Origin of the sequence: Saccharopolyspora flava, assembly GCF_900116135.1 — a bacterium.
Taxonomy (GTDB): Bacteria; Actinomycetota; Actinomycetes; order Mycobacteriales; family Pseudonocardiaceae; genus Saccharopolyspora; species Saccharopolyspora flava.
The window spans coordinates 542,400-564,218 of sequence record NZ_FOZX01000002.1 but is presented as its reverse complement, the minus strand read 5'-3'; the positions used below and the strand labels follow the sequence as shown (position 1 = coordinate 564,218).

At 70.4% G+C, this 21,819-nt stretch carries 20 protein-coding genes; 14 read left to right on the top strand and 6 right to left on the bottom strand.

All coding sequences use genetic code 11. From position 1 onward, the window contains the following. The first annotated feature begins 39 nt into the window (after positions 1 to 39). The 3 genes from BM424_RS09495 to BM424_RS09485 all read left to right on the top strand — a co-directional run bounded on the left by BM424_RS09495 (position 40) and on the right by BM424_RS09485 (position 3,511). Positions 40 to 1,506, top strand: coding sequence for an NCS2 family permease (locus BM424_RS09495; protein WP_093415412.1), 1,467 nt, complete (start codon positions 40 to 42; stop codon positions 1,504 to 1,506). A gap of 215 nt (positions 1,507 to 1,721) precedes the next feature. Next, positions 1,722 to 2,156, top strand: coding sequence for a MarR family winged helix-turn-helix transcriptional regulator (locus BM424_RS09490; RefSeq protein ID WP_093415411.1), 435 nt, complete (start codon positions 1,722 to 1,724; stop codon positions 2,154 to 2,156). Positions 2,157 to 2,287: 131 nt separating this feature from the next. Then, entirely contained in the window at positions 2,288 to 3,511 is a 1,224-nt protein-coding gene (locus BM424_RS09485; RefSeq protein WP_093415751.1) for an MFS transporter, read from the top strand. 163 nt (positions 3,512 to 3,674) lie between these two features. Here BM424_RS09485 and BM424_RS09480 read toward each other — a convergent pair whose 3' ends face one another. Continuing rightward, positions 3,675 to 4,304 carry a superoxide dismutase gene (locus tag BM424_RS09480; RefSeq protein ID WP_093415409.1) on the bottom strand — a complete coding sequence of 210 codons (630 nt, stop codon included), beginning with the start codon at positions 4,302 to 4,304 and terminating at the stop codon, positions 3,675 to 3,677. A gap of 86 nt (positions 4,305 to 4,390) precedes the next feature. Then, positions 4,391 to 5,887, bottom strand: coding sequence for a glutamate-cysteine ligase family protein (locus BM424_RS09475; protein WP_093415408.1), 1,497 nt, complete (start codon positions 5,885 to 5,887; stop codon positions 4,391 to 4,393). A gap of 652 nt (positions 5,888 to 6,539) precedes the next feature. Between BM424_RS09475 and BM424_RS09470 the strand changes: the two genes are divergently transcribed. Both BM424_RS09470 and BM424_RS09465 read left to right on the top strand, forming a co-directional pair. Continuing rightward, a complete protein-coding gene (locus tag BM424_RS09470; RefSeq protein ID WP_425441984.1) occupies positions 6,540 to 7,352 on the top strand; it encodes a TrmH family RNA methyltransferase in 813 nt (270 codons plus the stop codon). Next, positions 7,352 to 7,954, top strand: coding sequence for a DUF2537 domain-containing protein (locus BM424_RS09465; RefSeq protein ID WP_093415406.1), 603 nt, complete (start codon positions 7,352 to 7,354; stop codon positions 7,952 to 7,954). The genes BM424_RS09470 and BM424_RS09465 overlap by 1 nt, the downstream gene beginning before the upstream one ends. A gap of 52 nt (positions 7,955 to 8,006) precedes the next feature. On the opposite strand, the gene sepH is transcribed toward BM424_RS09465, so the two are convergent. The 4 genes from sepH to BM424_RS09445 form a co-directional block, all read right to left on the bottom strand. Further along, positions 8,007 to 8,939, bottom strand: a complete 933-nt coding sequence (gene sepH / locus BM424_RS09460) for a septation protein SepH (RefSeq protein WP_093415748.1) — start codon at positions 8,937 to 8,939, stop codon at positions 8,007 to 8,009. Positions 8,940 to 9,222: 283 nt separating this feature from the next. Then, a complete protein-coding gene (gene serC / locus BM424_RS09455) occupies positions 9,223 to 10,365 on the bottom strand; it encodes a phosphoserine transaminase (RefSeq protein ID WP_093415405.1) in 1,143 nt (380 codons plus the stop codon). Positions 10,366 to 10,588: 223 nt separating this feature from the next. Then, a complete protein-coding gene (locus BM424_RS09450) occupies positions 10,589 to 11,563 on the bottom strand; it encodes an SEC-C domain-containing protein (RefSeq protein ID WP_139274035.1) in 975 nt (324 codons plus the stop codon). A gap of 54 nt (positions 11,564 to 11,617) precedes the next feature. Further along, positions 11,618 to 12,730, bottom strand: a complete 1,113-nt coding sequence (locus tag BM424_RS09445) for a citrate synthase 2 (protein WP_093415402.1) — start codon at positions 12,728 to 12,730, stop codon at positions 11,618 to 11,620. A 273-nt stretch (positions 12,731 to 13,003) separates the two neighbouring features. Here BM424_RS09445 and BM424_RS09440 point away from each other — a divergent pair, with 273 nt between their 5' ends. The 9 genes from BM424_RS09440 (at position 13,004) to BM424_RS09400 (ending at position 21,819) form a co-directional block, all read left to right on the top strand. Beyond that, positions 13,004 to 13,306 (top strand): urease subunit gamma, encoded by a 303-nt coding sequence (locus BM424_RS09440; RefSeq protein ID WP_093415400.1) that lies wholly within the window; start codon positions 13,004 to 13,006, stop codon positions 13,304 to 13,306. Between the two features lie 13 nt (positions 13,307 to 13,319). Then, the gene (locus BM424_RS09435) at positions 13,320 to 13,685 is read left to right on the top strand and encodes an urease subunit beta (protein WP_093415398.1); all 366 of its coding nucleotides are present in this window, start codon (positions 13,320 to 13,322) and stop codon (positions 13,683 to 13,685) included. After that, positions 13,682 to 15,409 carry an urease subunit alpha gene (locus tag BM424_RS09430; RefSeq protein WP_093415397.1) on the top strand — a complete coding sequence of 576 codons (1,728 nt, stop codon included), beginning with the start codon at positions 13,682 to 13,684 and terminating at the stop codon, positions 15,407 to 15,409. Before BM424_RS09435 ends, BM424_RS09430 begins: the two co-directional genes overlap by 4 nt. Next, a complete protein-coding gene (locus tag BM424_RS09425) occupies positions 15,409 to 16,095 on the top strand; it encodes an urease accessory protein UreF (protein ID WP_093415395.1) in 687 nt (228 codons plus the stop codon). Before BM424_RS09430 ends, BM424_RS09425 begins: the two co-directional genes overlap by 1 nt. After that, positions 16,085 to 16,795 (top strand): urease accessory protein UreG, encoded by a 711-nt coding sequence (ureG, locus tag BM424_RS09420; protein ID WP_093415394.1) that lies wholly within the window; start codon positions 16,085 to 16,087, stop codon positions 16,793 to 16,795. Before BM424_RS09425 ends, ureG begins: the two co-directional genes overlap by 11 nt. Before the next feature lie 93 nt (positions 16,796 to 16,888). After that, the gene (locus BM424_RS09415) at positions 16,889 to 17,644 is read left to right on the top strand and encodes an urease accessory protein UreD (RefSeq protein ID WP_093415392.1); all 756 of its coding nucleotides are present in this window, start codon (positions 16,889 to 16,891) and stop codon (positions 17,642 to 17,644) included. 288 nt (positions 17,645 to 17,932) lie between these two features. Continuing rightward, complete coding sequence (gene pdxH / locus BM424_RS09410; RefSeq protein WP_093415391.1) at positions 17,933 to 18,586, top strand: pyridoxamine 5'-phosphate oxidase; 654 nt, start codon at positions 17,933 to 17,935, stop codon at positions 18,584 to 18,586. A 426-nt stretch (positions 18,587 to 19,012) separates the two neighbouring features. After that, on the top strand, positions 19,013 to 20,305 hold the full coding sequence (locus tag BM424_RS09405) for an MFS transporter (RefSeq protein ID WP_093415389.1): 1,293 nt from the start codon (positions 19,013 to 19,015) through the stop codon (positions 20,303 to 20,305). A gap of 119 nt (positions 20,306 to 20,424) precedes the next feature. Continuing rightward, positions 20,425 to 21,819 (top strand): APC family permease, encoded by a 1,395-nt coding sequence (locus BM424_RS09400; protein ID WP_093415388.1) that lies wholly within the window; start codon positions 20,425 to 20,427, stop codon positions 21,817 to 21,819.

Genomic DNA, 21,819 nt, shown 5'->3' with positions numbered 1-21,819 from the left:
ACGGCCCGCGCACAGGCCACCGTGATGGGAAAGTTTCGTATGGTGGAGAGAACCGAGAGCAAGACCTCGCTGCTGGACCGCTACTTCAAGATCAGCGAGCGCGGCTCCAGCGTCGGCCGAGAGGTCCGAGGTGGGCTGGTCACGTTCGTGACCGTCGCCTACATCATCGTGCTCAACCCGCTGATCCTCGGCAGCGATTCGCCGACCGACGCGGGCGCCAAGCACGACGTGCTGGGCAACATCCTGCCGATCCCGCAGGTCGCGGCGGCGACGGCGCTGGTCGCCGGCGTCATGACGATCTTGTTCGGCTTGATCGCCAACTACCCGTTCGCCATCGCCACCGGCCTGGGCATCAACACCCTGCTGGCCGTGACGATCGCGCCGCAGGTCACCTGGCCCGAGGCGATGGGCCTGGTGGTCGTCGACGGCATCGTCATCCTGATCCTGGTCGCGACCGGGTTCCGCACCGCCGTGTTCAACGCGGTGCCCGCCGATCTCAAGGCCGCGATCGCCGTCGGTATCGGCCTGTTCATCACCTTCGTCGGCCTGGTCGACGCCGGTTTCGTGCGGCGGCTGCCGGACGCGGCCGACACCACCGTCCCGGTGGGCCTGGGCATCGACGGGTCGATCGCTTCCTGGCCGACCGCGGTGTTCGTCTTCGGCCTGGTGCTGACCTCGATCCTGGTGGCCCGCAAGGTGCGGGGCGGCATCCTGATCAGCGTCGTGGTCACCACGATCCTGTCGATCATCGTCGAGTCGGTCTTCCACGCCGGTTCCTCCAGCGACTCCGGTGAGACCGGCTGGAACCTGGGCTACCCGGCGCTGCCGGACCAGGTCGCGGGTCTGCCGGACCTGTCGCTGGTCGGCGACATCTCCTTCGGCGCCTTCACCCGGCTGCCCGCGCTGGCCGCGGCGATGCTGGTGTTCACGCTGGTCCTGGCGAACTTCTTCGACGCCATGGGCACGATGACCGGCCTCGGCAAGGAGGGCGGCCTCGCCGACGAGAAGGGCAACCTCCCGGGCATCGGCAAGGCGCTGGCCGTCGAGGGTCTGGGCGCGGTGGCCGGTGGTGTGGGCTCGGCGAGCTCGAACACGGTCTTCGTGGAGTCGGCCTCCGGCATCGCCGAGGGCGCGCGCACCGGTCTGGCCAACGTCGTCACCGGCGTGCTGTTCCTGGCCGCGATGTTCCTGACTCCGCTCTACCAGGTGATCCCGGTGGAGGCCGCGGCTCCGGCGCTGGTCGTGGTGGGCGCGATGATGCTGTCGCAGATCCGCCAGATCGACCTGTCGGACTTCAGCGTCGCGCTGCCGGCGTTCCTGACCATCGCGGTCATGCCGTTCACCTACTCGATCGCCAACGGCATCGGTGCCGGGTTCATCAGCTACGTGCTGCTGCGGACCTTCACCGGCAAGGCCCGCGAGGTGCACCCGCTGATGTGGGTCGTGTCCGCGGCCTTCGTCCTGTACTTCGCGTCGGGCCCGCTGAGCTCCGTGCTCGGGGTCTGACCCGCCGCCGAAAAAGGCACCCGCGTCCAGGAAAACCCGGACGCGGGTGCCTTTTTTCGCGCTTCGGACACGGGTTGTGGCCTGACCTTTTGGCGCGATGAGCCACATTCACGTCAAATGCTCCGAACGGGGGCATCCGCTGGCTAAGGTATGCGACCACTGGTCCTCGTGATCAGTTTGTCCGAATTCCCGAGATAGTTTGGTAGACTAACGACGTGTCCGATATCGCGGAGCGCGAACGCACCCTGGCCAGCCGCTTGCGGCTCGCGGTCGTTCGCCTGAACCGGCGGTTGCGCGCGCAGCGGGCCGATTCGGCCCTCACGCTGTCCCAGCTGTCGGCCCTGTCCTGCCTGCACAAGGCCGGTTCGATGACGCCAGGAGAGCTGGCGTCCAAGGAAGGTGTCCAGCCGCCCTCGATGACCCGGGTCATCGCGGCGCTGGAGGACAACGGTCTGGTCGTCCGGCGGCCGCACCCCACCGACGGCCGGCAGGCCATCGTCGAGGTGACCGAAGCCGGCGCCGCACGAGTCGAAGAAGAGGTCACGATCCGCGAGCGCTGGCTCGACCAGCAGCTGGCGGAGCTCAACGCGGAAGAGCTGGAGGTGCTGTCCCGCGCCTCCGAGATCATCGACCGGCTCGCCGGCCGGTGAACCCGATCGAGCACTGAGAGGCGGTACACGGAAGCGTGGTTGACCAAGTTCGAAGGTCTGCGGAAGGCGAAGACACCGAAGACTCGGTCAACCAGCGGTCGCGGGACCGCGACGTGAACACCGGCGGAGGGATGTTCCGCTCGCTGCGCGAGCGCAACTACCGCTACTACGCATCCGGGCAGGTCGTCTCGCTGACCGGCACCTGGATGCAGCGGGCCGCGCAGGACTGGCTCGTCCTGGAGCTCTCCGGCGGCAGTCCGGCCGCGCTCGGCCTGGCCGTCGCGCTGCAGTTCCTGCCCACGCTCGCGCTCACGCTCTGGGCGGGGGTGTTCGCCGACCGGTTCGACAAGCGCCGCATCCTGATCGTCACGCAAAGCGCCCTGGGCCTCTGCGGCTTCGCGCTGGGGACGCTCGACGTGACCGGGATCGTCGCCCTCTGGCACGTCTACGTGCTGTGCTTCGTGCTCGGATGCTTCTCGGCGGTGGACGCGCCGGTGCGGCAGTCCTTCGTGGTGGAGATGGTCGGTCCCGCGCAACTGACCAACGCCGTCGCGCTGAACTCCATGACCTTCAACCTGGCCCGCATCGTCGGGCCCGCGATCGCCGGCGTGGCCATCACCGCCATCGGCACCGGCTGGGTGTTCCTGGCCAACGGGCTGAGCTCGGTGGCCGTGGTCGCCGGACTGCTGCTGATGGACACCGCCCTGCTGCACCGGGCGAAGCCCTCGGGCAAGGAACGAGGTCAGCTCCGGGCCGGTCTGCGCTACGTGCGCGGCCGCCCGGACCTGATCGTCGTGCTGGTGCTGATGTTCTGCATCGGCACCTTCGGGATGAACTTCGAGAGCACCTTCGCGGTGATCGCCCGCAACGTGTTCCACCACGACGCCGACGGCTACGGCATGCTCATCACGATGCTCGCCGTGGGCACGCTCAGCGGTGCGACGCTGGCCGCCCGCCGCAGCGCCAAGCCCGGTTCCCGGCTGCGGCTGATGCTGATCGGCGCGGCCGTGTTCGGGGCTCTGGAGGCGCTGGCCGGGGTCATGCCGTCCTACTGGCTGTTCGCGGTGACGCTGATCCCGATGGGCATCGCCGTCATGACCTTCACGACCAGCGCGAACTCGACCGTTCAGCTGGCGGTGGAGCCGACGATGCGCGGTCGCGTGATGGGTCTCTACATGCTGTTGTTCATGGGTGGCAAGCCGCTCGGGGGTCTCGCCTCGGGCTGGCTGGCGGAGGTCTTCGGGCCGCGCTGGCCGGTGCTGCTCGGCGGTCTGCTGTCGCTGGCCGCGGCGGTGGGCGGGGCCCTGGTGCTGTCTCAGCAGCGCAAGAAGGGGTTGATCCAACCGCAAGGTTAGGCTAACCTAATACATGTCCGCTTCGTGGTGGGAGCGGTAGTCAGTTCGGGAACAGATCGAGCCCCGGCCTCCTGCGGGAGACCGGGGCTCGATCATTACCGGCGGCAAGAACTTGTCGGAGCACTCACCGCCGAGCCGGGCCGCGATTTCAGCGGAAATCGGGTCACGCCGTGGGCAGGCGCAGGCCGTTGAGGCCCTTGCGGGCGTCGTCGAAGCGCTTGGCGACCTCGTCCCAGTTGACGACGTTCCACAGCTGCTTGACGTAGTCGGCCTTCACGTTGCGGTACTGCAGGTAGTAGGCGTGCTCCCAGATGTCGAACACCAGCAGGGGAGTGGTGGCGATCGACAGGTTGGAGTGGTGGTCGCGCAGCTGCTGGGTGATCAGCCGCTGACCGACCGGGTCCCACGCCAGCACGCCCCAGCCGTTGCCCTGGATCGTGGTCGACACCGCCTCCATCTGGGCGCGGAACTTGTCGAACGAGCCGAAGTCCTGGTCGATGGCCGCCGCCAGCTCGCCCGTCGGCTTGTCGCCGCCGTTCGGGGACAGGATCTTCCACCACACCAGGTGCATCGAGTGCCCGGCGAGGTTGAACGCCAGCGTCGTCTCCAGGCCGACGATCGAGGAGAAGTCGCCCTTGTCGCGGGCCTCCGCGATCTTGTCGATCGTGTCGTTCGCGCCCTTGACGTAGGTCGCGTGGTGCTTGCTGTGGTGCAGCTCGTTGATCTCGCCGGAGATCGCCGGCTCCAGCGCCGCGTAGTCGTAGTCCAACTCCGGCAGCACGTACTCGGGCACCGAAGTCTCCCTCCGTAGTCGACACCATCTTGTTGTTGCCACCCTATGGCAATTGCTCAGGTGTGGCTACAGGTGCCCTCGGAGTGTCAGCCCGCGGGCCAGCTGTGCACCGGATCGCCGTGATCGGCCAGCTCGATGTAGCGGCGCAGCATCGTCGTCAGCGCGGAATGCCGATCGGCGCCGTCGGCCTCCAGCCGGGCCACCGCGTCCCGCTGCCAGCTCGCGCCGTTGCGGCGGGTCAGGCAGCGCTGCTCGATGACGCCCAGGTATCGGGAGCGGGCCTCATCGGACACCCCGCAGGCGGCGAGACCCTCGTGGGCCATCGGCAGCAGGCGGCGCAGCACCAGCTCGTCCGGCGTCACCCAGCCTGCGCCCGGCCAGTACAGGTGGGCGTCGAAACCGTGCCGGGCGCCCGCGTAGAAGTTCTCCTCAGCCGCGGCGAACGACATCTGAGTCCAGAGTGGACGGTCCTGCTCGGTCAGCGCCCGCTGCGCGCCGTAGAAGAACATCGCGTTCGCCACGATGTCGACCACCGACGGGCCCGCGGGCAGCACCCGGTTCTCGATCCGCAGGTGCGGCACGCCCTCGACCAGGTCGTAGACCGGGCGGTTCCAGCGCCAGATCGTGCCGTTGTGCAGCCGCAGCTCGTTGAGCTTCGGGGCGCGACCGTTGTCCAGCGCGGCGACCGGGTCCTCCTCCTCCGGCTCCGGCAGCAGCGCCGGGAAGTAGCGGACGTTCTCCTCGAACAGGTCGAAGATCGAGGTGATCCACCGCTCGCCGAACCACACCCTCGGCCGCACGCCCTGGTTGCGCAGCTCCGTCGGACGGGTGTCGGTGGCCTGCAGGAACAGCGGGATGCGCGTCTCGTGCCAGAGCGCCTTGCCCAGCAGGAACGGGGAGTTCGCGCCGATCGCGACCTGCACGCCCGCCAAGCACTGGGCGGCGTTCCAGTGCGCCGCGAAGTCCTCCGGCGCCACCTGCAGGTGCAGCTGCACCGACGTGCACGCCGACTCCGGCGCGATCGAATCCGCGTAGGAGCGCAGCCGTTCCGGGCCCGCGTCGGCCAGCGGAACGCCCTCCATGTCCAGCAGCATCTCCTCGCCGCGGGCCATGATGATCTGGTCGTTGAGCACCGAGTAGCGCGGATTGCTCGTCAACGTCGACGGGTCGAAGTGCAGGCTGCTCAGCGTCGGTAACGCGCCGATCATCGCGATCTTCGCGCCCGCGTCGTGCGCCCCGGCGTCGGCGCGCCGCAGCGCCGCCCGCACGCCCTCCTCCAAGCGCAGCGCGCTGTCGCCGGCCAGCACCCGCGGTTCGACGTTGAGCTCGATGTTCTGCTGCCCCAGCTCGGTGGTGAAAATCGCTTCGCTGATTTTCTCCAGCACCACGACGTTGTTCATCGACGGCTGCATGCGCTCGTCCACCAAGCACAATTCCATCTCCAGCCCCATCTGTTGATGCGGGAAGGAGAATTCACCATCGGCGAGCATGCGGGCCAGGGCGTCCAGTCCGCGTTGCATCTTGTTCCGATAGCGTTGCCGATCAATCGGTTTGAAGGATCGATCGTCCACGTGCCGTCCCATGCCGTCTCCCCTTTTTCGGCAGCACGTCAGCGGCCAGCGCTGGGGGAACCACCGTGACACATCCCCACCTGCGTAGCCAGCGGCCAAAACGGTGTCAGCCGCGCTACGCCGCCACCCCCGCGAACCCGCACGGCATTCGGACTTTCCCGCTCCGCTGAAACGCGGAGAAATGGGCCGCCGGGAGCATTCCCGCGCGCTGTTCGGTGTTGCCCGCACGGGCAATCGGTCCAATCCGAGCCGAAACCGGACGACGACCGGTCCTGCGAGAACCGAACGGTCGCGGCATCACGCAGCGTCGCCCTCTCGTCTGTTGGGGCGAGAACTTTCCCACCACTTACGTTCAGCGCTCGCGAACTCCTCACGACCGCCGCACGCCGAGGTCTGAACAAATCCCCCGAGCCGAATCCGAAATCGTGCATAACGCCACACCTCCCGCCACGGCGAAAACAACAAGGCCCCCTTTCACCCACCGAATCCCGGCCCGGGGCGGAGCAGGGGAACCTTCCTGTCACGGGCGACGCGAGCAAGGGAACCTTCCTGTCACGCCGCCGCGGGCGGGGGAGCGCGTGGGAACCTTTCGCTCACGCCGGGCCGGGCGCGCGGGGAGCAAGGGAACCTTCCTGTCATCGGCCCGCGCGGCGCGGATGGGACAATGCCGTTCGTGGCGGAGATGGTCGAGATCAGCGACGTCGACGATCCTCGGGTCGACGACTTCCGCGATCTGTCCCGCGCGGATCGCAGGCCGGACCGGCCGGGCGGGCGCGGGCTGGTGATCGCCGAGGGCGTCGTGGTGGTCGAGCGGTTGCTCGCCTCGCCGTACCCGGTGCGGGCGCTGTTCGGGGTGCGCCGCCGGATCGAGGAGCTCGCCGAGGCCACCGCCGGGCTCGACGTGCCCGCCTACGTCACCGACGCCGACGTGATGGCCCGCGTCGTCGGGTTCCACCTCAACCGCGGCGTGCTGGCGGTGGCCGACCGGGCGCCGGTCGTCGAGCCCGCCGAGCTGATCGGCCGCGCGCAGCGGCTCGCCGTGCTCGAAGGCATCGGCGATCACGAGAACCTCGGCGCGCTGTTCCGCAACGCCGCCGCGCTCGGCGTCGACGGCGTGCTGCTCGGCGCCGGGTGCTCCGACCCGCTCTACCGGCGCAGCGTGCGGGTGTCGATGGGGCACGTGCTGCGGGTGCCCTTCGCCCACCTCGGCTCCTGGCCCGCCGACCTGAAGATGCTCCGCGACGAGGGGTTCAGCATCGCCGCGCTCACCCCGCGCGGCGACTCCCGGCCGCTGCGCGACGCCGGGCTGGATCGCGGGAAGGTCGCCGTCCTGCTCGGCTCCGAAGGGCCCGGCCTGACCGACGAGGCCATCGACGCCGCCGACGTCGCCGTGCGCATCCCGATGGCGGACGGGGTCGATTCGCTCAACGTCGCCACCGCCGGGGCCATCACCTTCCACGCGCTGAGCGGGACCTGATGGACGGCGGCTGGGAACTGCACGCCCGCTCCGGGCGGGCCGTGCTGGTGCGCGGCGACGGGACCGAGTACGACCCGGCGCGGCTGCGACTGCCTGAGGTGCTGATCGCCGCCCTGCACGAGTGGGCCGGTGTGGCCGAGCTGGTGAACAGCGGCGACTCGGTGCAGACCGGGGAGATCGTGTCCCGCCGCGGGCGGCAGCTGGCGACGCGGCTCGCCGCCGAGACCGGTGGCCGCGTCGGGTACGTCGATCCGTTCAGCGGCGAGCTCGTGCAGATCGGGCGGCCGCGTTCGGCGCAGGCGATCCGCCGCGGCGGGCGGCCGGTCGCGCCGGTGAACCCGACGCCGTGGGGGACCGGGCTGACGATCAGCGCGGTCATCGCGGTGATCGTGGCCGTCACGCTCAGCGTCGTCACCCAGGGACTGGCCGACGCCAGCGGCGTCCTCGCGGTGTTCGTCAACATCGCCATCGCCGCCGGGTTCGCGCCCTCGATCTGGCTGGGCCGCCACGTGCCGGTGTGGCGGTGGGTGGCGTACGGGACCGCCGCGGGTCTGGTGGCCTCCTGGATCGTCGGGCTGCTGAGCCTGCTCGGACCCGGCTGAGAACGAAGAACGGCCAGGCCGCGAAGGCCTGGCCGTTGTCCGGTGATCCTGCTCAGCGGTGCGAGCGGACGCCCAGCAGCACGTCCTCCCACGACGGCACGATCGGATGGCTCTTGCGGCCGTTGCGCTTGGGCTCGGCCTTGGTGTCCTCGGCGGACTCGGTCTCGGGCTTGGCCGGTTCCTCGGGCGCCGGGGTTTCCAGGTCCAGCGTCGGCTCGGCCGGTTCGGCGGGCTCGGGTTCCGGTGGCTCGACGCGCTGCAGCGTCGGCTCGGCGCGGGCCGCCGGGGCCTCCGGCAGCGCGGGCTCCGGCTCGGGCTCGGCCGGGGCGGAGGCCGGCTGCTGGTCGAGCTGCAGGGCCTCGCGGGCCAGCTCGGTGACCGGGCGGACCGTGCGCAGCGGCCGGTTCGGCGACGGGTCGAGCAGGTCGACCGCGTGCTCGTCGAGCGAGGCGACGGTGCCGCCGTGCGCGCCCGGGTGGAACACCCAGTGCGCGCTGTTCTCCGAGCGACCGGCCTGCCAGGCCAGCTGCACGACCCACTTGTTGTCGTCGCCGCGCCAGGCGTCCCAGTTGGCCTCGGTGTACTCGTGGCCGCGCATCCCGAAGGTGTGCGCGATGACCTCGCCGAGCGTCTGCACGTCGGGGCCGTCCTCGCGGACCGGGTGGGCGCGCTGGGCCATCTCGGCGATCTGAGCGCGCTCCAGCAGCACCGGGTAGGCGTAGCGCTCGATGCGGTGCTCGGGCAGGCCCGACGTGGCCGCTATCTGGGCGACGGACGCCCCGGAGCGGATGCGGGCCTGGATCTCGCGCGGCCGCATCTGCTGCTCCATCTCGATCTGCACCTGGCCCAGCCGGGTGAGGTCGCCGCGGGAAGCCGCGCGCAACCGCTCGTCGGCGGGCACGGTGAATCGCTCACCGTTCTCCGGGTCCTCGCAGATGACGGATTCACCGTCCTCGTCGAGCCCGACCACTCGCAGCGCTCGCATCACGCCAGCCTCCCGCCGACCTACATGTCACCAAGCTGTGACAGTAACCCGGCGCGCCGCCTTGACGCGGGAGGCACGCCGGGTCCTCGTGTCGTTCGTTGGTCGCCTTGTCGGCTTCGATCTTGCCCTATGCGCGCGGGCGGCGCGAATGAGTTGAACTACTCAACTCCTGCGACTATCACTCGTCGTGATCAACTTCGTCGCTGATCGCGACCGCGAAACGGCAACGGCCGCCGGGGAAATCCGCAGGTCGCGGATGTCGCCCGACGGCCGCCTAGCGCGATCAGGACAGCTGCGAAATCACCCAGTCGATGGACTTGGTCAGCTGGGTGATGTCGTCCGGCTCGATGGCCGGGAACATGCCGATCCGCAGCTGGTTGCGACCCAGCTTCCGGTACGGCTCGGTGTCGACGATGCCGTTGGCGCGCAGCGCCTTGGCGATCGCGGCGGCGTCGATCGAGTCGTCGAAGTCGATGGTGCCGACGACCTGCGAGCGCTTCGCCGGGTCGGTGACGAACGGCTTGGCGTGCTCCGAGGCCTCCGCCCAGTCGTAGAGGCGCTTCGAGGACTCCTTGGTGCGGGCGTCGCACCAGGACAGGCCGCCCTGGCCGTTCATCCACTCGATCTGGTCGGCCAGCATGAACAGCGTGGCCACCGCCGGCGTGTTGTAGGTCTGGTCCTTGCGCGAGTTGTCCAGCGCGGTCGGCAGCGACAGGAACTCCGGGACCCAGCGGTCCGAGGCGCCGATCTCGTTGACCCGCTCGATCGCGGCCGGGCTCATCGCGGCCAGCCACAGCCCGCCGTCGGAGGCGAAGGACTTCTGCGGCGCGAAGTAGTAGACGTCCACGTCGGCGGCGTTGAAGCCCAGGCCACCGGCACCCGAGGTGGCGTCCACGGCGATCAGCGCGTTCTCCGAGCCCGCCGGGCGGGACGGCGGCAGCATGACGCCGGTGGAGGTCTCGTTGTGCGCCCAGCCGATCAGGTCGACGCTCGGGTCCGACACCGGCTCCGGGGCGTCACCCGGGTCGGCGGAGACCACGACCGGCTCGCCGATGAAGGGAGCCGTCTTGGCGGCCTTGGCGAACTTCGAGGAGAACTCGCCGTAGGTCAGGTGCAGCGAGCGCTCGCGGATCAGGCCGAAGGTCGCGGCGTCCCAGAACGCGGTGGTGCCGCCGACGCCCAGCACGACCTCGTAGCCCTCGGGCAGCGAGTACAGCTCGCGCAGGCCCTCGCGGACCCGTCCGACCAGCGACTTCACCGGCTTCTGCCGGTGGGAGGTGCCCATCACCGCGGCACCCTCGTTCGCCAGCCGCGCCAGCTGCTCCGGGCGCACCTTGGAAGGTCCGCAGCCGAAGCGGCCGTCTGAGGGCTGGAGTTCGTCGGGCAGCTTCAGGGTGGTCGGGTCGGTGGTCTCGGCCTGCGTCATTCCGGCGCCTCCGGGCGTTGTTGTGGTGACTGTGCGGGTCGGTGAGAATCCCGTCCCCGCGCGCCAGTGGCCAGGTCCGCCGGCGCCATTGCCGGCTCGGCTCAAGTGTTGCAGCAGGGTTACCGCGCGGTGTCCGGCGGCTGCTGCCGCACCGCAACTTACTGCTGTTCGCCTCCCCGGCCAACCACACTGTGGCCCACGAGGCCCGTTCGGGTCGGACGGATCAGGCGAATCCGGGCGCTCCGCAGCACTTCTTGTACTTGCGTCCCGAGCCGCACCAGCAGGCGTCGTTGCGGCCCGGTGGCCAGGGCAGATACCGGCCGTCGTGGGCTTCCTCGAAGACGAAGTCGTCCGGCGCCTCGGGGTCGGCCGACTCGATGCCGACGGCGGCGGCGAACTCCTCCACGGCGGCGACGGTGGTGGGGACCAGGCAGGCACCCGTGGCGACGTCGGCGAGCTCGCGCTGCACCGAGCGCCGGTAGTCCTCGTGCGTCGTGCCCTCGTTCCACCACTCCGGGTGCTCGGACACCGAGCGGGCGAATTCCTCCGCCGTCCACAGCGGGACCGGGTAGAGGGTGAGCGAAAGGTTCCCGTGCTCGTCCACGAGCCCGTCCAGGTCGCCCTCGGCCGGACCGTCGGGGACGTCTCCGGAGAGCCGGTGGATCCCCTCGCTCAGCTCCCGGCGGTGCTCGGAGCAGCGCTGGACGAACTCGTCCATCGCGTCGACGGGCAGCTCCTGGTCGCGGCGGGCGTGCCAGCGCTCCAGGAGCAGGTCGAACCCCGGGTCGGTCGCCTCCAGGGGCTCGTCCAGCGACGGGACGAGGTGGGTCGCGCCCACGTTGAGCCAGCGCATCCCCTCGGCGACGTCGCCCGAGGTGGCGAAGCCGTAGTGGACGTCCATGTAGGTCATCGCGACCTTGCTCGGCGTCCGGCGCAGCTCGTCGAGCAGCGGTGCGGCCTCGTCGGCGCGCCCGTGGGTGAGCAGGTAGGCGATGTAGGCGCCCCTGCCGCTGAGCGGACCGGCGTCGACGTCGAGACGGAACGCCCTGGTCACGGCGTCGCGCTCGCGTTCGTGCTCGCCGGCCAGGTGCCAGTTCTCGGCGGCCTGGACGAGTTCGGAGCACGGGTCGTCGCTGAGCGCCGCGTCCTCCTCGAGGGCCTCGGCGTTCTGCACGTGCGTACTCCGCGATTCGGTCACGCGGTCAAGGTAAACCCCGGTGGGCCGGTCACCGGACCGGCCCACCCCGGGGCGTCACACCGGTGCGATGACCGGGGTGACGGTGTCCCAGCCCGCGACGTCCTGCGGCGAGCGCGGGGCCGGGCCGACGTACTGGGCCGACGGCCGGACCAGGCGCCCGGTCTTCTTCTGCTCCAGGACGTGCGCCGACCATCCGGCCAGGCGGGCGGCGGTGAACATCGAGGGCATCATCGTCGTGGGCACCTCGGCGAAGTCCAGGATCACGGCGGCCCAGAACTCCACGTTGGTCTCGATCTGGCGGTCGGGGCGCCGCTCCCGCAGCTCGGCCAGCGCCGCCTGCTCCAACTCGCGGGCCACCTCGAAGCGCGGGGCCTTGAGCTGGTCGCAGGTGTTGCGCAGGACGCGGGCGCGCGGGTCCTCGGCGCGGTAGACGCGGTGCCCGAAGCCCATCAGCCGCTCACCGCGGTCGAGGATGCCGGCCACCACGCGGCGGGCGTCGCCGGTGCGCTCGACCTCCTCGATCATCGGCAGCACCCGGGCCGGGGCGCCGCCGTGCAGCGGGCCGGACATGGCGCCGACCGCGCCCGACAGGCTCGCGCCCACGTCGGCTCCGGTGGAGGCGATGACCCGGGCGGTGAAGGTTGAGGCGTTGAGCCCGTGCTCGGCCGCCGACACCCAGTAGGCGTCCAGGGCCTGCACGTGGGCCGGGTCCGGCTCGCCGCGCCACCGGGTGAGGAACTGCTCGGTGGTGGTCGTGGCCTCGGCGATGCGGGCGTGCGGCACCGGCGTCTGGTCGCCGCGCGCGGACTGGGCGATGTAGGACAGGCCCAGCGAGCAGGCCCGCGCGAGCTGCTCGCGCACCTGCTCGGGCTCGATGTCGAGCACCGGCTCGAAGCCGAAGGCGGGTGCGGTCATGGCCAGCGCCGCCTGGGCGTCGGCGCGCACGTCACCGGTGCGCACCGGCAGCGGGAGGTCCTCGGCGAGCGGCAGTCCGCCGCCGAACGTCCCGTCCACCAGCAGCGTCCAGACGTCGCCGAACGAGACGGTGCCCACGAGGTCCTCGATGTCCACGCCCCGGTAGCGCAGCGCGCCGCCGTCGCGGTCGGGTTCGGCGATTTCGGTCTGGAAGGCGACGACGCCTTCCAGACCGGGGCGGAATTCGCTCATGACTGCCTCGTCTCCTCGTCGTTGGGGTGCGCGCGTGCGGTTGGGGCGGGCTGCGTGGCGGGGGTGTCCGCTCACAGTGCACCGCTGGGGGAAGAAGCGGCAATGGAGTCGGGGTGGGAAAAAATTCCGAGATGAGTTGACGCGGGGTGAATGGATGCTTTTGCTCCCCGTGGAAAAATTCCGGAAAAATTGTTGTTTCGCAACGTGGCGATCAGGACGAATCGGGCACTCGATCGGGGGCTGGCCCCGGCGCGGTGTGTTAAGGATTCAGGCATGCACCTCGCCCCGCACGAGCGCGACAAGCTCCTCGTCTACGTCGCAGCGCAGCTGGCTCGCGAACGGATGGACCGCGGCCTCAAGCTCAACCACCCCGAAGCGATCGCGCTGATCACCCACCACGTCACCGAGGGCGCTCGCGACGGGCGCACCGTCGCCGAGCTCATGCAGAGCGGACGCGAGGTGCTGCGCGCCGACCAGGTGCTCGACGGCGTGCCGGAGATGATCCACGACGTGCAGGTCGAGGCCACCTTCCCGGACGGCACCAAGCTCGTCACCGTCCACGACCCGATCACCTGAGCAGGAGCTGCGCATGCGTCCCGGCGAGATCATCACCGCCGACGAGCCGATCCCGCTGAACCCCGGCAGGCAGCGCGTCCGGCTCACCGTCGTCAACCGCGCCGACCGGGCCGTGCAGGTCGGCTCGCACTACCACTTCGCCGCGGTCAACCCCGGCCTGGAGTTCGACCGCGCCGCCGCGTGGGGCCACCGGCTCGACGTGCCCTCCGGCACCGCCGTGCGCTTCGAACCCGGCGTGGAGCGCGAGATCGACCTGGTGCCGATCACCGGCGCCCGCCTGGTGCCCGGGCTGCGCCCCGAGTTCGCCGGTGACCTCGACCAGCGCGACCACCAGGCCCGCGACATCGCCTACGGGCAGAAAGGTGAGGGGACCCGGTGAGCACGCCCTCCATCGACCGATCCCGCTACGCCGAGCTGTTCGGCCCCACCACCGGCGACCGCATCCGGCTCGCCGACACCGACCTGCTCATCGAGATCACCGAGGACCGCAGCCGCGGCCCCGAGGGCTCCGGTGAGGAGGCCGTGTTCGGCGGCGGCAAGGTCATCCGCGAATCCATGGGCCAGGCCGTGGCCACCCGCGCCGAAGGAACACCCGACGTGGTGATCACCGGTGCGGTGATCCTCGACCACTGGGGCGTGGTCAAGGCCGACGTCGGCATCCGCGACGGCCGCATCGTCGGCATCGGCAAGGCGGGCAACCCCGACGTCACCGACGGGGTGGACCCCGCGCTGGTCATCGGCCCGTCCACCGAGATCGTCGCGGGCAACGGCCGGATCCTCACCGCCGGCGGCATCGACTGCCACGTGCACTTCATCTGCCCGCAGGAAGCCGACACCGCGCTGGCCAGCGGCATCACCACGCTCATCGGCGGCGGCACCGGACCCGCCGAGGGCAGCAAGGCCACCACCGTCACGCCCGGGGCCTGGAACCTCGCGCGGATGATGCAGTCGATGGACCACGTGCCGGTCAACGTGCTGCTGCTCGGCAAGGGCAACACCACGCGCGGCGAAGCGCTGCTGGAACAGCTGCGCGCCGGGGCGGGCGGCCTGAAGATCCACGAGGACTGGGGCGCCACGCCCGCCGTCATCGACGCCTCGCTGCGCGCGGCCGAGGAGACCGGCGCGCAGGTCGCCATCCACACCGACACGCTCAACGAGACCGGCTTCCTGGAGTCCACCCTCGCGGCCATCAACGGCCGGTCGATCAACGCCTACCACGCCGAAGGCGCGGGTGGCGGGCACGCGCCGGACATCATCAAGGTCGCCGCGGCGGCCAACGTGCTGCCCTCGTCGACCAACCCGACCCGGCCGCACACCGTCAACACCATCGACGAGCACCTCGACATGCTCATGGTGTGCCACCACCTCAACCCGTCGGTGCCCGAGGACCTGGCCTTCGCCGAGAGCCGCATCCGCCCCTCGACGATCGCGGCCGAGGACGTGCTGCACGACCTCGGCGCCATCTCGATGATCAGCTCCGACGCGCAGGCGATGGGCCGCATCGGCGAGGTCGTGCTGCGCACCTGGCAGACCGCGCACGCGATGAAGCGGCGCAGGGGTTCCCTCGACGGCGACACCCGCGCCGACAACAACCGCGCCCAGCGCTACGTCGCGAAGTACACGATCAACCCGGCGCTGGCGCACGGCATCGCCGGCGAGGTCGGCTCCGTGGAGGTCGGCAAGCTCGCCGACCTCGTGCTGTGGGAGCCGCAGTTCTTCGGCGTCCGGCCGCACTCGGTGCTCAAGGGCGGGTTCGCGGCGTGGGCGGCGATGGGTGACCCGAACGCGTCCATCCCGACCCCGCAGCCCTACGTGCTCCGGCCCAGCTTCGGCTCGGCGCCGCGCACGGCCGCCGCGAGCAGCGCGTTCTTCGTGGCACCCGCCTCGCTGGAGGACGGGCTGGCCGAGCGGCTGGAGCTGAGCACGCCGATGACCGCGATCGCCAGCACCCGCGACATCACCAAGGCCGAGATGGTGCGCAACTCGGCGACGCCGGACATCCAGGTCGACCCCGACAGCTTCGCCGTCCGCATCGACGGCGACCTCGTCGAGCCCGACCCGGTTCGCGAGCTGCCCATGGCGCAGCGCTACTTCCTGTTCTGATGGGACTCGCTGTGCTGGCGCTGGCCGACTCCCGGTTCCCCGGAGGCGGCCACGCGCACTCCGGCGGCGTGGAGGAAGCCGCCTCCCGCGGACTCATCAGCAGCGTCGCCGACCTGCGGGAATTCATGCGCGGCAGGCTCTTCGGCGCGGGTTCGCCGCAGGCGGTCTTCACCGCCGCCGCGACCCACGCCGCGCTCCGCGGTGTCCACAGCGGACACTGGAGGGAGCTGGACGTCGAACTCGACGCCCGCACCCCGTCCCCGGCGCAGCGGGAGGCCTCGCGCGCGCAGGGGAAGGGGATGCTCCGCGCCGGCCGGGCCGCCTGGCCCTCACCGGCGCTCACCGAACTGGTGGCCGCGACGCCGCGACCACACCACCCGATCGTGCTGGGCGTGCTGGCGGCGACCGCCGGGTCGACACCCCGCGAGGCCGCGCTGACCGCCGGGTACCTGGCGATCAGCGGCCCCGCCTCGGCCGGGATCCGGCTGCTGGGGCTGGACCCGTTCGCGGTCAACGCGGCGCTCGTGGAGCTCTCCGCCGAGCTCGACGAGATCGCCGACGAAGCCGCCCGGCTCGCCGGGACCGCCCCGGCCGAGCTGCCCGCGCCGGGCGCTCCGGCGCTGGACCTGCTCGCCGAGGCCCACGATCGTCATCACCGGGAAGAGGTGCGTCTCTTTGCTTCCTGACCACGGCCACGGACACGGCCACACGCATCCGGTCGGTTTCGACCCGACCGCCGCCGGACCCGACCCGCACGCGGCGACGCCGCAGCTCGGCAGGCCGTTCCGGCTGGGCATCGGCGGCCCGGTGGGCAGCGGGAAGACGGCCCTGACCGCCGCGCTGTGCCGGGCACTGGGCCAGGAGATGAACCTGGCGGTGGTCACCAACGACATCTACACCACCGAGGACGCCGACTTCCTGCGCAAGGCGGGCGTGCTCGACGTCGACCGGATCGAGGCCGTGCAGACCGGGGCCTGCCCGCACACCGCGATCCGCGACGACATCACCGCCAACCTCGACGCCGTGGACCGGCTGACCGACCGGCACCCGGGCCTGGAGCTGGTGATCGTGGAGAGCGGCGGCGACAACCTCACCGCCGTGTTCAGCCGGGGCCTGGCCGACCGGCAGGTCTTCGTCGTCGACGTCGCCGGTGGCGACAAGGTGCCGCGCAAGGGCGGACCCGGTGTCACCACGGCCGACCTGCTGGTCATCAACAAGGTCGACCTCGCCGAGCTCGTCGGGGCCGACATGGACGTGATGGTCTCCGACGCCCATCGGATGCGTGGGAACCTTCCTGTCATCACCCAGTCGCTGACCCGCACGCCCAACGCTCCCGACGTCGCCGCCTGGGTCCGCGACCAGGTGAAGGTCGGCGTTGGTGCGTGAGCTCGGCAGGGGACAGTTTTTCCTCGAATTACCCATGATCGAAGTCCGTTTTGTCCGGACAGTTCGGGCAAAAACCGTCCCCGGCGCAGCGCGATGAAGGCCACCGCTCTCCTCACCGTCGAGCGCTCCGGCGACCGCAGCGTCGTCCGCGAGCTGCGCTCGCAGGCCCCCACGACCCTCGTCCCGCGCCGCGGCGCGACCGCCGGTGACGGGACCGCCGTCGTCCACCTGGTGAGCTCGGCCGCGACCCCGCTCGGCGGAGACCTCGTCGACCTGCGGGTTCGGGTCGGGGCCGGGGCCCGGCTGCGGCTGGTCGGGACGGCGGCGACCGTCGCGCTGCCCGGTCGCGGGAGCAGCCGCTCCACCGTGCGGATCGAGGTCGACGAGGGCGGCACGGTCGAGTACCTGCCGGAGGCCTCGGTGATCAGCTCCCGCGCCGATCACGAGTCGGAGCTCGTCGTCGACCTGGCCGCCGGGGCCCGGGTGCGGTGCAGGGAGACCCTGGTGCTCGGGCGATACGGGGAACCTTCCGGTCATCTCGTCGCCTCCACGCACGTCACGCGGTCGGGGACCGCTCTGCTGCGGCAGCGGCTCGACCTCGGTGACGCGCGGATGGCGTCCAGCACCGGCTACCTCGCGGGCGCCCGCGTGCTGGCCACCGAGACCGTCGCCTGGGACCGCGACCCGCTCGACCCCGCCAGCGGCCAGTGGTGGTCGCTGGCGCCGCTGGCCGCCGGGGGAGCGCTGGCCACCGCCGTCGCCGACGACGCGGTCACGGCCGGGCACCGCCTCGCGGAGGCGCTGTCCCATCATCCGGACGCCGAGGACCTGGTCCTGCCGGCCTGGTGACGCGGGTGAGCGGAAGGTTCCCCTGCTCGCGTCCCAGCGCAACGGCTGTTCGGGTGAGGTGCGGGCGGTGTGGGAACGATCACTGCATCGATTGCGGGATCGATCGTGATCTATCGTCGATTCGGCTCCCGTTCCGATCGCGTTTACCGTCATAACGAATGGCCGGGGCGCATCACGCGCGCCGGTCTCGTCCAACCCGTACCGTCCGGCGCTGGGGGCGGAGTGCGTCCAGGCCGGAATGTCGAAGTCGAGTCGTGCCGTTCGCCGGACGAGTCAGGGAGGAAGAGGATGTCGGAGGCCAAGGTCGCGTTGCCGTCCATGCGCGTGTCCTACGAAGCGGGGGCGCTGAACGAGGACTCGCTCGCCGACACCTGGCACGAGCAGATGCAGCGGTGGTTCGACGAGGCCATCGCCGCCGAGCTGGTCGAACCCAACGCGATGGTGCTGGCCACCGCGGACCCGGACGGTTTCCCGTCGTCGCGGACCGTGCTGTGCAAGGGCTTCGACGAGCGCGGCGTGGTGTTCTTCACCAACTACACGTCGAACAAGAGCCACGATCTGAAGTCGACTCGCGTCGCGGCGGCGACGTTCCCGTGGCTGGGTCTGCAGCGGCAGGTCAACGTGCGCGGTGAGGTCGAGAAGGTGACGCCTGCCGAGACCGCCGAGTACTGGGCCGAGCGCCCGCGCGGTTCGCAGCTGGGCGCCTGGGCGTCCCCGCAGTCGCGCGTGGTCAACGGGCGCGAGGCGCTGGAGAACTCGCTGAACGGCATCGAGCGGCGCTTCGGCGACGCCGAGAAGGTCCCGGTCCCGCCGCACTGGGGCGGCTGGCGGATCCGCCCGGACTTCGTCGAGTTCTGGCAGGGCCGCCCCGACCGGCTGCACGACCGCCTGCGCTTCCGCCGCAACGACGACCGCTGGACGGTCGAACGCCTCGCCCCCTGAGAACCCGTCAAAACCTCCCCGTCCCCACCCGGAGACGGGGAGGTTTTCACGAAAACCGTCCCCCACCTCCCCACCCCAGGTGACCCGGGGAAGGGGAGGTTTTCATGAAAACCGTCCCCTCCACGTCCCCACCCGAGGTGACCTGGGACGGGGAAGTTTTCATGAAAACTTCCATCCCCACCTCCCCACCCGAGGTGACCTGGGGTGGGGAGGTTTTCATGAAAACTTCCCCACCCACCTCCCCACCCGAGGTGACCTGGGGACGGGAGGTTTTCATGAAAACTGTCATCTCCAGCTCCCGACCCGGGGTGACCTGGGGTGGGGGAGGTTTTCATGAGAACTGTGCGCTTCGCGGGGTAGAGGTCGGTCACATGCGGTGGGGACGAGTGGTCCATTAGCTTCGCGAAGGACTACGCTGCTGCTCTCGTGCGGCAGAGCAGCGGAACCCTTCCCCGGCGCAGCGTCAAGTCCTTGCTCGGCAAGGTCTTCATCGACACCCGGCCGCTGCAGTACCCGGCCTACCGGCGGCTGTGGCTGTCCAACATCGTCACCGCCGTCGGCGCGCAGTTCTCGGCCGTGGCCGTGCCCAAGCAGCTCTACGACATCACCGGTTCGTCGTTCTACGTCGGGCTCGCGGGCATCTTCGGCCTGGTCCCGCTGCTGGTGTTCGGCCTGTGGGGCGGGGCGATCGCCGACTCCGTCGACCGCCGCAAGCTGCTGATCATCACCAACGGCGGCCTGGCGGGAACCTCCCTGCTGCTGTGGCTGGTCGCCTACGCCGGCATCCCGTCGGTGTGGCTGGTGCTGGTCCTGTTCGCGCTCCAGCAGACCTTCTTCGCGGTGAACTCGCCGACCCGCGGCGCCGCCATCGCCCGGCTGATCCCCACCCACCTGCTGCCGTCCGCGCAGGCCCTGGGCGCCACCGTCTTCCAGCTCGGGTCGATCGTCGGGCCGCTGCTGGCGGGAGTCCTGCTGCCGCTGCTGGGGCTGTCCGTGCTGTACCTGGTGGACGCGATCGCGCTGTGCCTGGCGCTGATCGCGGTGTTCCGGCTGCCCGCGCTGCCCCCGCAGGACGGGGCGCCGAAGAAGGCCGGGCTGCGCTCGGTCCTCGACGGCTTCCGCTACCTCGGCCTGCACGCGGTGCTGCTGGCGTCGTTCCTGATGGACATCATCGCGATGGTCTTCGGCATGCCGCGCGCGCTGTTCCCGGAGATGGCCGAGCGCACCTTCGGCGACCCGCCCGGCGGCGGGGCCGCGCTCGGCTGGCTGTACGCGGCGATCCCGCTGGGCGCGTTCTTCTTCGGGCTGTTCTCCGGCTGGCTGCACCGCATCGCGCGGCACGGCGTCGGGGTGACCGGGGCCGTGATCGCCTGGGGCGTGGCGATCATCGGTTTCGGGTTCGCCGACTCGCTGTGGCTGGCCGTGCTGTTCCTGGCGATCGGCGGCGGTGCGGACCTGATCAGCATGGTCTACCGGAGCTCGATCCTGCAGTCGGCGGCGACCGACGAGATGCGCGGGCGCATCCAGGGCGTGTTCACCGTCGTGGTCGCCGGCGGCCCTCGGCTGGCCGACACGCTGCACGGCGTGGCCGGCGCCGCCCTGGGCACCGGCCCGGCGGTGATGATCGGGGGAGCGCTCGTGGTGCTGGCCGCCGCGCTGTCGGCGGTGTGCCTGCCCGCGTTCTGGAAGTACCGCGCCCCCACCGGCGACGGCGGGTGACGTGATCGGGGCGGAGCGTCCTGATTGGGCACTCCGCCGCGCTTGCGCCACTCGACGGAGTGCGTTTCGACCAGGGGCGGGCAGACAGGGCGGAAACGGACCCTGCACACTGCTCACTCATGGCCAACGAAATGTCCGTCAACGCGCCTGGCGGTGCGCAGGAGCCCGGCCTCAAGAAGGTGATGGGCCCCAAACTGCTCCTCTTCTTCGTGGTCGGAGACATCCTCGGCACCACGATCTATTCGTTGACCGGGAAGGTCGCCGGCAAGGTCGGCGGGGCGCTGTGGGTTCCGTTCCTGGTCGCGTTCGTGGTCGCGTTCCTGACCGCGTTCAGCTACCTGGAGCTCGTCGGCAAGTACCCCAAGGCCGGTGGTGCGCCGCTGTACGTGCACAAGGCCTTCGGCGTGCACTTCGTGACGTTCCTGATCGCGTTCGCGGTGATGTGCTCCGGCATCACCTCGGCCTCGTCGGCCGCGCAGGCCTTCAGCGGTGACTACCTGAGCGGCATCTTCGGCGAGGGCGTCGAGCCCTACTCGTGGATGGTCGCGCTCGGCTTCCTGCTGCTGCTCGCCGCGATCAACTTCCGCGGCGTCGGCGAGTCGGTGAAGATGAACGTCGTCCTGACCTGCGTGGAGCTGTCCGGTCTGGCGATCGTGATCGTGTTCGGCCTGATCGCGATCTTCGGCGGCAGCCACAGCGCCGACATCACCCCGGACCCGAGCAGGCTGACGCAGTTCGACGCCGACAGCTCGCCGCTGCTGGCCGTCACCTCGGCCACGGCGCTCGCGTTCTTCGCGATGGTCGGCTTCGAGGACTCGGTGAACATGGCCGAGGAGACCAAGGACCCGGCGAAGAACTTCCCGCGCGCCCTGCTCCTGGGCATGATCATCACCGCGACGATCTACCTGATCATCGCGCTGATCACCTCGACGCTGGTGCCCACCGCGGAACTCGCCGAGTCCGACGGGCCGCTGCTGCTGGTCGTCAAGGCCGCCGCCCCGTGGTTCCCGCCGATCCTGTTCTCGCTGATCGCGCTGTTCGCCGTCACCAACACGGCGCTGATCAACATGCTGATGGCCAGCCGGCTCGTCTACGGCATGGCCAACGAGGGCGTCGTGCCGAGCCTGTTCGGCAAGGTCCACAAGGGCCGTCGCACGCCGTGGGTGTCGATCCTGTTCACCAGCATCATCGCGATCATCCTGGTGAGCTCGCTGGAGATCTCCGACCTCGGCAGCACCACCTCGCTGCTGCTGCTCGTGGTCTTCGCCGTGGTCAACGTGGCGGTGCTGGTGCTGCGCAAGGACGAGGTCGAGCACGAGCACTTCAAGGCGCCCACCTGGGCGCCCGTGCTGGGCGCGCTGACCTGCGCGTTCTTCGCCAGCCCGCTGTCCGGGCGGCCGGCCACCGAGTACATCATCGCCGGCATCCTGCTCGGCATCGGCGTGATCTTCTGGCTGATCAACTACTTCATCAAGGGCAAGGCGGACTTCGACGCCGAGGCGCTGAGCAAGTAG

Excerpts from the sequence above, each read along its gene's own strand:
- BM424_RS09495 (WP_093415412.1), top strand. The coding sequence starts at position 40 with ATGGTGGAGAGAACCGAGAGCAAGACCTCGCTGCTGGACCGCTACTTC.
- BM424_RS09485 (WP_093415751.1), top strand. The coding sequence starts at position 2,288 with ATGTTCCGCTCGCTGCGCGAGCGCAACTACCGCTACTACGCATCCGGG.
- BM424_RS09475 (WP_093415408.1), bottom strand. The coding sequence starts at position 5,887 with ATGGGACGGCACGTGGACGATCGATCCTTCAAACCGATTGATCGGCAA.
- BM424_RS09470 (WP_425441984.1), top strand. The coding sequence starts at position 6,540 with ATGCCGTTCGTGGCGGAGATGGTCGAGATCAGCGACGTCGACGATCCT.
- BM424_RS09465 (WP_093415406.1), top strand. The coding sequence starts at position 7,352 with ATGGACGGCGGCTGGGAACTGCACGCCCGCTCCGGGCGGGCCGTGCTG.
- sepH (WP_093415748.1), bottom strand. The coding sequence starts at position 8,939 with ATGCGAGCGCTGCGAGTGGTCGGGCTCGACGAGGACGGTGAATCCGTC.
- serC (WP_093415405.1), bottom strand. The coding sequence starts at position 10,365 with ATGACGCAGGCCGAGACCACCGACCCGACCACCCTGAAGCTGCCCGAC.
- BM424_RS09445 (WP_093415402.1), bottom strand. The coding sequence starts at position 12,730 with ATGAGCGAATTCCGCCCCGGTCTGGAAGGCGTCGTCGCCTTCCAGACC.
- BM424_RS09440 (WP_093415400.1), top strand. The coding sequence starts at position 13,004 with ATGCACCTCGCCCCGCACGAGCGCGACAAGCTCCTCGTCTACGTCGCA.
- BM424_RS09435 (WP_093415398.1), top strand. The coding sequence starts at position 13,320 with ATGCGTCCCGGCGAGATCATCACCGCCGACGAGCCGATCCCGCTGAAC.
- BM424_RS09425 (WP_093415395.1), top strand. The coding sequence starts at position 15,409 with ATGGGACTCGCTGTGCTGGCGCTGGCCGACTCCCGGTTCCCCGGAGGC.
- BM424_RS09415 (WP_093415392.1), top strand. The coding sequence starts at position 16,889 with ATGAAGGCCACCGCTCTCCTCACCGTCGAGCGCTCCGGCGACCGCAGC.
- pdxH (WP_093415391.1), top strand. The coding sequence starts at position 17,933 with ATGTCGGAGGCCAAGGTCGCGTTGCCGTCCATGCGCGTGTCCTACGAA.
- BM424_RS09400 (WP_093415388.1), top strand. The coding sequence starts at position 20,425 with ATGGCCAACGAAATGTCCGTCAACGCGCCTGGCGGTGCGCAGGAGCCC.